Origin of the sequence: Delftia sp. WSY_10 (genome assembly GCF_043104705.1) — a bacterium.
GTDB classification, from domain to species: domain Bacteria; phylum Pseudomonadota; class Gammaproteobacteria; order Burkholderiales; family Burkholderiaceae_C; genus Comamonas; species Comamonas tsuruhatensis.
In genome coordinates this window covers 1-12,682 of sequence record NZ_JBICKY010000048.1, presented here as the reverse complement: position 1 = coordinate 12,682, position 12,682 = coordinate 1, and the positions used below count along the sequence as shown (strand labels likewise).

General features: G+C 60.3%; 12 protein-coding genes and 2 pseudogenes. 2 read left to right on the top strand and 12 right to left on the bottom strand.

Annotation, left to right across the window (positions count from 1 at the left end):
* Window positions 1-4 precede the first annotated feature (4 nt).
* From ACF8ML_RS19260 to ACF8ML_RS19240, 5 genes are all read right to left on the bottom strand, one after another.
* Window positions 5-1,645: an AMP-binding protein gene (locus ACF8ML_RS19260; RefSeq protein WP_016454672.1), complete on the bottom strand. Its 1,641-nt coding sequence runs from the start codon at window positions 1,643-1,645 to the stop codon at window positions 5-7.
* Window positions 1,646-1,686: 41 nt separating this feature from the next.
* The gene (locus ACF8ML_RS19255; protein ID WP_016450633.1) at window positions 1,687-2,856 is read right to left on the bottom strand and encodes an acyl-CoA dehydrogenase family protein; all 1,170 of its coding nucleotides are present in this window, start codon (window positions 2,854-2,856) and stop codon (window positions 1,687-1,689) included.
* A 2-nt stretch (window positions 2,857-2,858) separates the two neighbouring features.
* Window positions 2,859-3,716, bottom strand: a complete 858-nt coding sequence (locus tag ACF8ML_RS19250; RefSeq protein WP_392407680.1) for an enoyl-CoA hydratase family protein — start codon at window positions 3,714-3,716, stop codon at window positions 2,859-2,861.
* Window positions 3,717-3,758: 42 nt separating this feature from the next.
* Complete coding sequence (locus tag ACF8ML_RS19245; RefSeq protein ID WP_392407678.1) at window positions 3,759-4,562, bottom strand: SDR family NAD(P)-dependent oxidoreductase; 804 nt, start codon at window positions 4,560-4,562, stop codon at window positions 3,759-3,761.
* Window positions 4,563-4,721: 159 nt separating this feature from the next.
* Window positions 4,722-7,070, bottom strand: coding sequence for a bifunctional salicylyl-CoA 5-hydroxylase/oxidoreductase (locus ACF8ML_RS19240; RefSeq protein WP_392407677.1), 2,349 nt, complete (start codon window positions 7,068-7,070; stop codon window positions 4,722-4,724).
* A gap of 187 nt (window positions 7,071-7,257) precedes the next feature.
* On the opposite strand from ACF8ML_RS19240, the gene ACF8ML_RS19235 reads away from it, so the two are divergent.
* Together ACF8ML_RS19235 and ACF8ML_RS19230 are read left to right on the top strand one after the other, a co-directional pair.
* Window positions 7,258-7,512: a hypothetical protein gene (locus ACF8ML_RS19235; RefSeq protein ID WP_017407498.1), complete on the top strand. Its 255-nt coding sequence runs from the start codon at window positions 7,258-7,260 to the stop codon at window positions 7,510-7,512.
* Window positions 7,509-8,255 (top strand): hypothetical protein, encoded by a 747-nt coding sequence (locus tag ACF8ML_RS19230; RefSeq protein ID WP_047327553.1) that lies wholly within the window; start codon window positions 7,509-7,511, stop codon window positions 8,253-8,255. Before ACF8ML_RS19235 ends, ACF8ML_RS19230 begins: the two co-directional genes overlap by 4 nt.
* 19 nt (window positions 8,256-8,274) lie before the next feature.
* On the opposite strand, the gene ACF8ML_RS19225 is transcribed toward ACF8ML_RS19230, so the two are convergent.
* From ACF8ML_RS19225 to ACF8ML_RS19195, 7 genes and pseudogenes are all read right to left on the bottom strand, one after another.
* Window positions 8,275-8,676, bottom strand: coding sequence for a hypothetical protein (locus ACF8ML_RS19225; protein ID WP_392407676.1), 402 nt, complete (start codon window positions 8,674-8,676; stop codon window positions 8,275-8,277).
* Between the two features lie 174 nt (window positions 8,677-8,850).
* Complete coding sequence (locus ACF8ML_RS19220; protein ID WP_392407675.1) at window positions 8,851-9,165, bottom strand: hypothetical protein; 315 nt, start codon at window positions 9,163-9,165, stop codon at window positions 8,851-8,853.
* A gap of 214 nt (window positions 9,166-9,379) precedes the next feature.
* Window positions 9,380-9,805 (bottom strand): DUF6896 domain-containing protein, encoded by a 426-nt coding sequence (locus tag ACF8ML_RS19215; RefSeq protein ID WP_392407673.1) that lies wholly within the window; start codon window positions 9,803-9,805, stop codon window positions 9,380-9,382.
* A 5-nt stretch (window positions 9,806-9,810) separates the two neighbouring features.
* Window positions 9,811-10,017, bottom strand: a pseudogene (locus tag ACF8ML_RS19210) (RHS domain-containing protein); the annotation flags it as partial.
* Window positions 10,018-10,522: 505 nt separating this feature from the next.
* Window positions 10,523-11,295: pseudogene (locus tag ACF8ML_RS19205) on the bottom strand (RHS repeat-associated core domain-containing protein); the annotation flags it as partial.
* Window positions 11,296-11,574: 279 nt separating this feature from the next.
* Window positions 11,575-12,081 (bottom strand): hypothetical protein, encoded by a 507-nt coding sequence (locus ACF8ML_RS19200; RefSeq protein ID WP_313282588.1) that lies wholly within the window; start codon window positions 12,079-12,081, stop codon window positions 11,575-11,577.
* A partial coding sequence (locus ACF8ML_RS19195; protein ID WP_392407672.1) for an RHS repeat-associated core domain-containing protein occupies window positions 12,062-12,682 on the bottom strand: 621 nt, incomplete at its 5' end. The genes ACF8ML_RS19200 and ACF8ML_RS19195, both read right to left, overlap by 20 nt.

Here is a 12,682-nt window from a genome sequence, read left to right as displayed (position 1 = left end):
GCGCTCACGGCATCTTGCGCAGCACGAAGCGCTGCAGCTTGCCGGTCTCGGTGCGCGGCAGGGCCGGCACGAAGACAATGGCGCGCGGGTACTTGTAGGGCGCAATGCTGGCCTTGACGAAGGCCTGCAGCGTGGCCGCCATGTCGTCGCCGGCCGCAAAGCCGGGCTTGAGCACCACAAAGGCCTTGACCACCTGGCCGCGCTCGTCGTCGGGTGCGCCGATCACGCCGCATTCGGCCACGGCCTCGTGGCGCAGCAGTGCGTCCTCCACCTCGGGGCCGGCGATGTTGTAGCCGGCCGAGATGATCATGTCGTCATTGCGCGCCTGGTAGAACAGATAGCCGTCGGCGTCGCGCACAAAGGTGTCGCCGGGCAGGTTCCAGCCGTTTTGCACAAAGCGCTTCTGGCGCTCGTCGGCAAGATACCGGCAGCCGGTCGGCCCCTTGATGGCCAGGCGGCCGGGCGTGCCGTCGGGCACGGGCTGCATGTCGTCATCCACCACCTGGGCCACATAGCCGGGCACGACCTTGCCGATGGCGCCCGCGCGCACCTCCTCGGGCGGGCTGGAGACAAAGACGTGGATCAGTTCGGTGCCGCCGATGCCGTCGATCATCTCGATGCCCGTGGCCTGCTTCCACAGCTGGCGCGTGGCGTCCGGCAGGGCCTCGCCGGCCGAGACGCTTTTCCTGAGTGACGACAGGTCGAAGCGCGCTGCCTGCGCCGCCATCTGCCGGTAGAAGGTGGGCGCGGTGAAGACGATGGTGGCGCGGAAATCCTGCACCAGCTGCAGCAGCCCTTCGGGCGTGAGCTTTTCGGCCAGCACGGTGCTGGCGCCCACGCGCAGCGGAAAGCACAGCAGCCCGCCCAGGCCAAAGGTGAAGGCCAGCGGCGGCGTGCCGCAGAAGATGTCGTCCGGGCCGGGCCGTATCACGTGACGCGGGAACAGGTCGCACATGGCCAGCACGTCGCGGTGGAAATGCATGCAGCCCTTGGGCGCGCCCGTGGTGCCGCTGGTGAAGGCGATCAGGCAGACATCGTCTGCCGCCGTGTCGCAGCAGGCAAAGGTGTCGGGCTTGGCTGCGGCCAGGGCGTCCAGCGCGTCGGCTGCGCCATCGTTGAAATACAGCACGCGCGAGAGGTCCGGGCAATGGTGTTCATGGCCGGGCTGCAGGCACAGCTGCACCTCGTCCTTGAGGCGCACATCGCACAGCACGGCCTGCACCCGGGCCTTGGCGATGATCTGCTGCAGCTCCTTGGCACGCAGCAGCGGCATGGTGGGCACCGTCACCAGCCCGGCCTTGATGGCGGCCAGCCAGGAAGCGGCCATCATGGCGTTGTTGGGGCCGCGCAGCAGCAGCCGGTTGCCGGGCACCAGCTGCAGGTCTTCCACCAGCACATGGGCGATGCGGTTGGTCAGCGCCTGCAGTTCGGCATAGGTCATGGCGGCCTGGTCCGCGCCCTGCCTCCAGCGCAGGGCCACGCGGTCGCCATGGCCGCGCGCCACCATGGCATCGACCAGTTCGGCCGCGCAGTTCAGGCGTTCGGGATAGGCCACGTCCGGGCCGTCGAGCAGGAACTCGGGCCATTGGTCGGGCGGCGGCAGGTTGTCCCGGGCGAAAGTATCGATGTGGGCGGAGGCTTGCATGCGATGTTCCCTGGCTTTGCGTTGAATGGGCAGCCTGCCGCTCAGGCCTTGAGCAGCTCGCGCGCGATGATGAGTTTCTGCACCTCGGTCGCGCCCTCGTAGATGCGCAGCGCGCGGATCTCGCGGTACAGCGTCTCCACCGGCATGCCCGAGACCACGCCCGCCCCGCCGAACATCTGCAGCGCGCGGTCGATCACGGCCTGGGCCGATTCAGTGGCCGTCATCTTGGCCATGGCCGCCTCGCGCGTGGTGCGCGTCTTCTTCACATCCCGCATCCAGGCGGCCCGGTAGGTCAGCAGGGCCGATGCGTCGATGGCCGTGTCCATGTCGCCCAGCGCGGCCTGGGTCAGTTGCAGGTCGCCCAGGGTCTGGCCGAACATGCGGCGTGACTTGGCGCGTGCCAGGCCTTCGTCCAGCGCGCGGCGCGCAAAGCCCAGTGCGGCGGCGGCCACCGAGGCGCGGAAGATGTCCAGCGTCATCATGGCCAGCTTGAAGCCCTGCCCCGGCTCGCCCAGGCGCTGCGACACGGGTATGCGGCAGTTGTCGAAACGGATGGTGGCCAGCGGGTGCGGCGCGATCAGCTCGATGCGCTCGCCAATGGAGAAACCCGGCGTGTCCGCATCGACCACGAAGGCGCTGATGCCGCGCGCCCCCGGCGCCTCGCCCGTGCGGGCGAACACGCAGTAGAAGTCGGCAATGCCGCCGTTGGAGATCCAGGTCTTGGCACCGTTGAGCACATAGTGGTCGCCTTCGAGCCGCGCCTCGCAGGCCATGGCGGCCACGTCGGAGCCGGCATCGGGCTCGGACAGCGCAAAGGCCGCAATGGCCTCGCCACGCGCCACGCGCGGCAGGTAGCGCTGGCGCAGCGCTTCCGACCCCATGAGCGATATCGCACCGCTGCCCAGGCCCTGCATGGCAAAGGCGAAGTCGGCCAGGCCTTCATGGCGGGCCAGGGTCTCGCGCAGGATGCAGACCGCGCGCGAGTCCACCTCGGGCAAGGCCCCGCCCCAGGCGCCGCCGGGGCCGGACGGCACGGCATAGCGCAGCCAGCCGGCCTGGCCCAGGGCCTTCACCAGTTGGCGGCAGGCTGCATCGGCATCGTGGTGGTCCACATCGCCCAGGGATTGGGCGCACCAGGCATCGGCCTCATGCGCCAGCGTGCGGTGGGCGTCGTCGAAGAAAGGCCAGTCCAGCCAGGAGGAATCACGCATTTTCAGTTTCCTTCGAAGACGGGCTTTTGCTTGGCCACGAAGGCCTCGTAGGCGCGGTGGAAGTCGCGCGTCTGCATGCAGATGGCCTGGGCCTCGGCTTCGGCCTCGATGGCCTCGTCCACGCCCATGTTCCATTCCTGGTGCAGCAGCTTCTTGGTCACGCCATGGGCAAAGGTGGGGCCGGCGGCCAGCTGGGCGGCCAGCGCATGGGCGGCTTCGCCGATCTGTTCGGCGCCATGCAGGGCATTGAAGAAGCCCCAGGCAGCGCCCTCCTCGGCCGTCATGGCGCGGCCCGTGTACAGCAGCTCGGAGGCGCGGCCCTGGCCGATCATGCGCGGCAGCAGCGTGCAGGCGCCCATGTCGGCACCGGCCAGGCCTACGCGGGTGAAGAGAAACGCCGTGCGCGCCGCGGGCGTGCCCAGGCGCATGTCGGCCGCCATCGCGACCATGGCGCCCGCGCCCGCGCAGATGCCGTCCACGGCCGCCACGATGGGCTGCGGGCAGGCGCGCATGGCCTTGATCAGGTCGCCCGTCATGCGCGTGAAGTCCAGCAGCTCGGGCATGCTCATCTTGGTGAGCGGGCCGATGATCTCGTGCACATCGCCGCCCGAGCAGAAATTGCCGCCCGCGCCCGTGACCACCACGGCCTTGATGTCGGTGGCATAGACCAGGGCGCGGAACAGGTCTCGCAGCTCGGCATAGGAGCCGAAGGTCAGCGGGTTCTTGCGCTCGGGCCGGTTCAGGGTGATGGTGCCGATCTTGCCGTCGGCCGATACCTGCCACACAAAGGTCCTGGCCTCGTAGCCGGCCAGGGGGCGCTTGTGGTGCTTCATGCTGTGTTCTTCGGGCTGGGTGCTCATGGTGTCTCCATCAAGAATTCAGAAAACGGGGGTGGACCGGGTTCAGCCGGTCATCACCTCGCCGCCATCGACGGCAATGGACTGGCCGTTGACCGAGGCGGACGCCGGCAGGGCCAGCCAGGCCACGGTCTCGGCCACTTCCTCGGGCTGGACCAGGCGGCCCTGCGGGTTGCGTTCGGCCAGCCTGGCGCGGGCCTCATCCGCAGTCATGCCGGTCTTGTCCACGATGTTGGCCACGGCGCCGCGCACGATGTCGGTCTCGGTATAGCCGGGGCAGACCGCGTTCACCGTGACGCCCTTGCCCGCCGTCTCCAGCGCCAGCGAGCGCGTGAGGCCGATCACGCCATGCTTGGCCGCGCAATAGGCGCTGACATAGGCATAGCCGATCAGCCCTGCCGTGCTGGCAACATTGATGATGCGGCCCCAGCGCGCAGCCAGCATGCCCGGCAGCGCGGCCTGCATGCAGTGGAAGGTGCCCGTGAGGTTGACGGCCAGCATCGCCTGCCACAGTGCGGCATCGGTGCGCTCGAACTTCTGGCTGCTGGCCTGGCCCGCGTTGTTGACCAGCACCTGCACGGGGCCGAAGGCCGCCTCGGCCTGCGCGAAGGCCTGGCGCACCGAGACCTCGTCGGCAATATCCGCCTGCACGGACTGCACCATCTGTGCTGCCGGTGCCGTGCCGCCCAGCTCGCGCACGGCAGCATCCAGCGCCGCACCATCGCGTCCCAGCAGCGTGACCCGCGCGCCGCGCGCCAGCAGCGCCCGCGCGCAGGCCAGGCCTATGCCGCGCGCCCCGCCCGTCACCAGGGCGTGGCGCCCTTCAAGAAGATTCAAAGATATGGTCATTTCAATCACCCGTGGCGATGCGAGCCACCCGCAACCTATGAAACCGGCGCGCCACACAGCGAGGGACGCCGAGGAAGGGCCGCCCCGCACCGACGGTGTCGTCCCCCTCCCGCGAAGCGAGAGAGGGGGAAGGCGCGAAGCGACTCAGGGGGTGTAGTTTCATTTCGCGTCCAACTGCGCCATGGCGGCGGCGCGTTCGAAGTTGGTTTCCAACTGGCGCTTGCCGGGCTGGTACTGCGGCGGCCAGTCCACATCGTGGGCGCCCAGGCGTGCGGCCTCGCGCAGCGTCCAGGCGGCATCGGCCAGGTGCGGACGCGCCAGCGCGCACAGGTCGGCCCGGCCCGAGGCGATGATGGCGTTGGCATGGTCGGCCTCGAAGATGGCGCCCACGGCAATGGTCGGTATGCCGGCCTCGTTGCGCACGCGGTCGGCAAACGGCGTCTGGTACATGCGGCCGTACACCGGCTTCTGGTCGGGGCTGACCTGGCCCGAGGAGCAGTCGATCATGTCGGCGCCCGCCGCCTTGAAGCGGCGTGCGATCTCCACCGCATCGTCGGGCGTGATGCCGCCCTCCACCCAGTCATGGGCCGAGATGCGCACCGACATGGGCCGGTCCTGCGGCCAGGCTGCACGCACCGCCTCGAACACCTCCAGCGGAAAGCGCAAGCGGTTGTCCAGGCTGCCGCCATATTCGTCGTCGCGCCGGTTGGTCAGCGGCGAGATGAAGCTGGACAGCAGATAGCCGTGGGCGCAGTGCAGCTCCAGCCAGTCAAATCCCGCTGCCGCGGCGCGCCGCGTGGCGGCCACGAAGTCCTCGCGCACGCGGTCCATGTCGGCGCGGGTCATGGCGCGGGGCACTTGCGAGAGCCCCTCCAAGTACGGCAGTGCCGACGCCGACAGCAGCGGCCAGTTGCCCTGCTCCAGCGGATGGTCGATCTGCTGCCAGCCCAGTTGGGTGGAACCCTTGCGGCCCGCATGCCCCAGCTGCATACCAATGTGCGCCCCGCCCTGCGCGTGCACAAAATCAACGATGCGCCCAAAGGCCTGCGCCTGCTCGTCGTTCCACAGCCCGGGGCAGCCGGGCGTGATGCGCGCGTCGGGCGAGGTGCAGGTCATCTCCACCATCACCAGGCCCGCGCCGCCCATGGCGCGCCCGCCCAGGTGCACCAGGTGGAAGTCGCCAGGCACGCCGTCGGTGCAGGAATACATGGCCATGGGCGAGACCACGATGCGGTTCTTCAGCCGCAGGCCGCGCGCCTGGTAGGGCGTGAGCATGGGCATGGGCGGGCGGCGGCCTTCGGGCACGGTCTCGCCCGCATGCTCGGCAATCCAGCGCTCGAAGCCCTGCAGCCAGGCGGCATCGCGCAGGCGCAGGTTCTCGTGCGAGATGCGCTGCGAGCGCGTCAGCAGCGAATAGGCGAACTGCTCCGGCTCCAGGCCCGCATAGCGCTCCACGTTCTCGAACCATTCCGTGGAATTGCGCGCCGCGTTCTGGATCTTGAGCACCTCCACGCTGCGCACCTCTTCGTAGTGGCGCAGGCCGGCCTCGATGCCCCCCGCAGACCGCAGGCTGCGCGCCAGCTCGATCGCATCCTCCAGCGCCAGCTTGGTGCCCGAGCCAATCGAGAAATGCGCCGTGTGCGCCGCATCGCCCATCAGCACCACGGGCACGCTGCGCGGGCCGCGCAGCGTGTCCAGCGCATTCCAGTGCACCCAGGTATTGCAGATCACGCGCGGAAAGCGGATCCAGATGGCCGAGCCGCGCAGGTGCGTGGCATTGCTGACCAGGGCATGGCCGTCCAGCCAGGGGGCGAACAGTTTTTCGCAATAGGCAATGCCCTCTTGCTGGCTCATCTGCTCTATGCCGGCGGCCTGCCAGGTCTCCTCGGGCGTCTCCACGATGAAGGTGGACATGCCGTCTTCATAGCGGTAGGCATGGGCCTGGAACCAGCCGTGCTCGGTCTGCACGAAGGCGAAGGTGAAGGCATCGAACACCTTGGTCGTGCCCAGCCACACGAAGCGGCAGCGGCGCTGGTCGATATCGGGCCGAAAGGTATCGGCATAGCGCGTGCGCACCTGGCTGTTGATGCCGTCCGAGGCGATGACCAGGTCGGCATCGTACTCGCGCGCCATCGCCTGGTCGTCCTGCACGAAGTTCTCGAACACCAGCTTCACGCCCACGTCCTCGCAGCGCGCCTGCAGGATGTTGAGCAGCTTCTTGCGGCCTATGCCGATGAAGCCATGGCCGCTGCTGCGCAGGCTCCGTCCCTTGAAGTGGATGTCGATATCGTCCCAGTGGTTGAAGGCGTCACCAATCGTGCGGGCCGACACCGGATCGGCCTCGCGCAGGTTGTCCATGGTGGCGTCCGAGAACACCACGCCCCAGCCAAAGGTGTCGTAGGGCCGGTTGCGCTCCACCACCGTGACCTCGTTGGCGGGGTCCTGCAGCTTCATCAGCAGGCCGAAGTACAGGCCGGCGGGACCTCCACCGATACAGACGATCTTCATACCGCAAACCCTTTTCTCGCAGGGCGACGGCACAGGACGCCCCAGGTTCAGAATCCAGGCCCAACAACTTTAAGCCTGAATAGTTTAGGTTTGAAATATATAGACGAAACGCCGGCACGAACCTAGGGAGAACACGCATGAGCCCCTCGACAGCCGCTACGATGCCGGATCGCCAGGAGGATCTCCCTTGGAAAAATACCGGTTCAATGTCTTCGGCCGCATCATCGCCATCGAACGCGCACAGGCCCAGTGGCGCTGCTTCAACGTCGGCGCCGACGGCAAGCGCGCGCCCGCCCTGCTGGCCATTCCCTGCGATGTCACCCACGCCGAACTGGCGCAGTACCTCTACGACATCTACCACGAGAGCGCAGCCGCATCGGACCAGGACATCTTCGAGATCACCCCCGGCACCACCATCCCCTCACCCAGGAGTTCCTCTTGACCCAGCAAACCGAAGTCCGCGAACTGAAGCCGGGCCTCACCCCCTTCCCCGCCGCCGCCGACATCTTCGTGGCCGACCAGCCCTGGCTGGCCGAGCACCTGCTGCCGCTGATCTCCATCGACCTGGGCCTGGTGCGGCCCGAACTGGCCGGCACCGTGGTCCACATGCTGTGCCCCGTCGAGCCCTTCGAGGGCTGCATAGGCGATGAGACCGAAGCCCACCACAACGCCTTCACCGCCCCCAACTGGTTTGCGCTGGAACTGACGCCCGACAACCGCTACCGCTTCCTGGGCAACGAAGGCTTCTTCCAGCGCGCGCCGCAGCATGGCGGCCAGTTCACCAAGGACGCCTACGCCTGCGAGCACACCGACGAAATGCTGGCCAGCCACGCCAAGGCCAGTGCCTACTACGCCAAGCATGGCCGACTGGCCAGCTACTCGCGCTACGGCAAGGGCGAGCCCATGGAGCAGGACTACCTGGACAGCCTGGGCGGCGGCATCTGGTACGGCAACTGGACCAGCCACCCGCCCATTCCCCCGGCCTTCCAGCTGGACGAAGCGGAAAACGCCGGCATGGGCGATGAACTGGAAGACGACGGCATCCGCATCACCCGCAACGGCAAGCCCTTCTTCCACGTGGCCAACGTGGCCGGCTACAACTGGTGCGCCACGGGCGCGGACAGCATCCTGCTGTTCTACGAGCCGGAAAGCCGCACGGCGCTGTTCACCTTCGACTGGACCTGAGCCGGCCGAGCAGCGCCGCTCAGACGCGGCCCTGCTCGGGCGTGACGATCAGATGCGCCAGCAGCGGCCGGATGCGATCGTCCTGGTAGTAGCCGCCGTACTCCGTGTAGCGCAGAAAGGCGGCATTGCAATGGTGGCAGCGCCAGAGCGTGCAGCGGTTGTACGGGTGCCAGCCCAGGGCGATGGGAGCATCCGGCGACCACTGGTTCGTGCCCTGTGGGTGGTATTCATCAAGCAATTCCCGTGTCTCCGGCGTGCCCAGCGCACCAACCTGCTGCAGATGCGAAGTCTTGTCCGCACCCGACAAGGACTCCCAGCCCGGTTTCCACAGCACAGCGCAGTCCGCGCATCGCTGCTGCTCTGCCGCCGCTGCGGCGAAGGCTCTCAATTCGGGTTCGGCAAGGGGGGTTGAAGTTGTCATGGAACGGTGCCTTGGTTTCCATGGATTGTCCGGCAGGTTTGGGGGCGGGCTACCAGTGGAAAACATCTTGTTGTTCCACGAACCTGGCAACGCTACGGTACTCTTCACCACCGACTGGACATCACGATCAGCCATGGTCTTGCCCCGGCCAGTCGGCTGGCAGGCATGCCCGTGTCAATCCAGCAGCTCGGGGCAGCCAGCGGCGTTGCTCTCCTCCAGACAATCGAACGCCCTTTCGGCACAGGCCACCACCCTCGTCCATTCGGCAACTTGCATGTAGAAGCCGTCCGGCATGTCCGTGCCGTACGCCTCAAAGATGGCATTGATGGCATCCACCAACTGCCCCATCAGCGCTGCCTCCTGCTCATCGAGAAGAATCTCACCGATCGCCATACGAGCATCACTGCCAAGATCCGTATCGTCAAAAATGAAATGTATGGCCAAATCAAGATGGTCGTATTGAATGTCTGCAGGAAAGTCCTGATTCACCCAGGCTCATTTGATACTTCAAATCCTTGAGTTTCCTCAAATATCCGAGCAATTCCATCCTCATTTCAGGATATTTCAAGCGAGGCATTTCAATATCTTCCTATCCTGTTACCCGCCGATTGTGAGTAGCCCTGGAGCGTGTTATGCACTTTATAAAATCAATAAGATTTTATCTCCTTTATTAACCAGATTAATAATTAAATTAATGACAGCATTAAGATGAAAGGAACTTATAATACCCCGTTGGTAGCACCTTCACGATCTCCCCTGTAGATTCCAAATAAATCAAGGCAGATTTAATCGCATCGTCTGCATCTTGGTTTTTGAAATTAAATTTAATCGATTCGAAATAGAAGAATAATCTATTTGCGCTAAAAAAATCTCCATTCGACAGGAAATAATCATTTATATCAATAACCGTACCTTCATGAGAGAATTCATAACCACACCCATGCTTTTTAAATTCCCATTTATTCATTTCCTCATCAAAAACAAATCCGCTACGAGGAAGAAATTCTATATTTGACAGCTTCACAAGATCACTATGGGTTCTCATGAAAGAAAGATGTAGAATCTCCTGTTTTTCTACATATTTTTTTATGCCAAAAGCGATATTTTTGATAAGGGAATAATCTACCATAATCAATACCTTGTTCTATTTGAACGAGCAGCGGCGGCGTCTTGAGCCTGCCCCGGCAGCCGCATCGCCTGGTGGATGCCTTGCGGGTTGTATTCCTGCAGCACATTGCCCCAAGGGTCCAGCTTTACGGCCCAGGTCACCTGGCCGGTCTGGTCGGTCAGGGCCATGGGTGTGCCCAGGCGGTCGCAGCAGTAGTGATAGATGGCGATGCGCTATTGCTGTTCTCTTTTTTCTCTGCAGTTGCATCTACATATATTGCATGAATGTGCGTGGCACATTGGAACTGCTAGCCCCAGCAGGGCCAAGGTGTCTGCAGCTACGATTCTGGGTGTAGTGCAGGCATATTTTGCTACTACTTGAATAAAAATATCATTGCACGCTTATTGATATTTTGAATTCTTCGCGGTTTTTTTAAGCATTATTAAATAATGCAAAATATAAACAAAATACACCAGAGAAGAAATACGGAATTAAATAGAATAAAAAGAAAATGAAATAACCTCTAGTATTTTTTCTTCTTAGTTCCCTTGAGCCTGCGCCAAATATATAAAATCCACAAAAAATGTAAAACAAGAAACTAAATAATAAACTTACACTATTCTCGAATAAATTAATAACTAGAATTAAATTCATCAGAATAGATGCAAGTCCAGCGTATATATCTGAATATTTTTCAAAATGCACTAAAGATGATTTATGATCTATTTTCATAGATTTCTATTTCTTGCAAATGGACGACCCGGAGTTCATCATGCTTTGCGCAGCATTCGCTCCTTGCAATACATCCAGAGCAGTGTTTTGCCGGGGAGTGAACATACTGCTGACAGGCTGTTTCCATGGTGGGTCCACATCCATGCCCCATTTTATTGATAGTTTTATTTTATTATTAACTGGAATCTTTCCAACAGCCAAATCCAAGCTTAAATCCATCACATCTGCAACCCCTCTGCCTGCATCATTGCATCCAGCAGCACAAACGAGTGCACGAGGCAATGAAGATTGATCGCTCGGTATATCGTAGCTTGGGTCATCGCTCAAGGCTCTTGTAAATCCATACCAGCTTGCACCAAAACCATATACAGATTTTGAAAGCACGGCAGATCCAGCCACTTTTGTTACCAGGGTCGGCTCTGGTGCCGCCAGCAAGGCGCCGCCAACGATTGCACCGCCCGCGTTCCCTAAAACTCCTAACCCATTATTCACTGCATCAGCCCACCACACTAATCCCAGTGGATCAATCCATTGCAATGGATCTGGCGCATACACTGATATGTTCGTTCCTCCATTCAAACCAATAGGATCCTGATTGATATAGGCCCCAGCTCCGGATCGTAATACCGATGCCGGTTGTAATGCAGCCCCGTTTCCCTGTCATGGTGCTGCCCCGGCAGCCGGATCGTCTGGTGGATTCCCTGCGGGTTGTACTTCTGCAGCACATTGCCCCAGGGGTCCAGCTTTGCAGCCCAGGCCACCCGGCTGGTCTGGTCCGTCGGCTGCTGAGCTGAGTGGTCTTCAATCTTTGGTCTTTACTGTGCTCATGTGGCCAGCAGTCATGCAGGTACTGATTTCTGTGGGAAATCCACAAGACGCTCTAGATAGCCGGATTCGGTACCTGTGCTTTTTTTATCTCATCCACCTTGCCATAATTGCCTTAATTTTTCCTCACGCGTAAGTACTTTGAGCTTATCGCATTAGTCATAATTTTTTCCATCAAGTTTATTGTGCTCGTCTGGCGCTTCGCCATCAAGACGAAAAATTCATAACATGCGTTAATCGCATGAAACATCTTTGTCGCTTATTCTTATGGCTCCCTCTTTAGCCGGTAGAATGCCTTCATCAGTCTGAGCCGAATATCTCCAGAATATTATTATTGGATTTTTCTTCAAAAGAAAGCAATCATTGTTTATTAATTTATTTATGTTTATCTCGCCGGATAATTCTCCCCCGGCAGGTATTATTTTTAAATCTGAATTGCTTCCAATTGGGAGAAATAAGCCAATTGGTTTAAGCTCTTCTGAATCTGAGTAGGCGCTAAGATTTATCCCACGAATAAGGAGAGATGATGGAAGGGAGTCTTTTCTTAATTTAATATCCTTTGATGAGTTGTTTACAATATTTGTTTTTATTGAGTTTTTTTCCACTTTCAAGGTCAAAGAATATTCAATGATATTTTTATATTCCTTGGGCTCTCCATGAGATTCATGGGGAAGGAATATCAATATTATCATCTTGAACAAACACGTTGCAAGTCTATATTTAATTCGGGTAGGTGCCATGATGGACTTTCAGTAGTTCTTTCTTGGTAGTTCGTATCTCTGCTTCGATTCCGTATGAAGTGCATCCAACGGGAGGGTCCTTTAAAGCATTTTCTAGAATGGCTATTTCCAGTTCATGTGCTTTTCTTTCTGAGGCAAGACGGACTTGCTTATTACTTGTCCCAATTTGAGATATCCCTTTGTTTCCTTTGCATATATCTTTATTTGAATTTAATATGTCTTCTTTGTGAGAATTTTCGTGCGCAACGGTAGTGCCGAGAGCATTCTGACACTTTCCTACATTATTTGAGTTTATTTTCACTTCCTCATTATCACAATACACTGTGTTGAAATTGAGTGGATTCTCTGGATCTGGAGAATCTCTGGGATAAGTGATGTCCGACCTGACCCAATCGAGGCCCAATGGATCATAGCTTCTTATAGGATCATTGGCCCCGTAGCTAAAGACGTTGAATCCCCCCATCAACCCAATCGGATCCTGATTCACATAACTCCCCACCACCGGATCGTAATACCGATGCCGGTTGTAATACAGCCCCGTTTCCCTGTCATGGTGCTGCCCCGGCAGCCGGATCGCCTGGTGGATGCCCTGCGGGTTGTA

Bases quoted from the DNA above. Each gene is read 5' to 3' on its own strand.
- ACF8ML_RS19260 (WP_016454672.1), bottom strand. From the start codon at position 1,645: ATGCAAGCCTCCGCCCACATCGATACTTTCGCCCGGGACAACCTGCCG.
- ACF8ML_RS19255 (WP_016450633.1), bottom strand. From the start codon at position 2,856: ATGCGTGATTCCTCCTGGCTGGACTGGCCTTTCTTCGACGACGCCCAC.
- ACF8ML_RS19250 (WP_392407680.1), bottom strand. From the start codon at position 3,716: ATGAGCACCCAGCCCGAAGAACACAGCATGAAGCACCACAAGCGCCCC.
- ACF8ML_RS19245 (WP_392407678.1), bottom strand. From the start codon at position 4,562: ATGACCATATCTTTGAATCTTCTTGAAGGGCGCCACGCCCTGGTGACG.
- ACF8ML_RS19240 (WP_392407677.1), bottom strand. From the start codon at position 7,070: ATGAAGATCGTCTGTATCGGTGGAGGTCCCGCCGGCCTGTACTTCGGC.
- ACF8ML_RS19225 (WP_392407676.1), bottom strand. From the start codon at position 8,676: ATGACAACTTCAACCCCCCTTGCCGAACCCGAATTGAGAGCCTTCGCC.
- ACF8ML_RS19215 (WP_392407673.1), bottom strand. From the start codon at position 9,805: ATGGTAGATTATTCCCTTATCAAAAATATCGCTTTTGGCATAAAAAAA.
- ACF8ML_RS19200 (WP_313282588.1), bottom strand. From the start codon at position 12,081: ATGGCACCTACCCGAATTAAATATAGACTTGCAACGTGTTTGTTCAAG.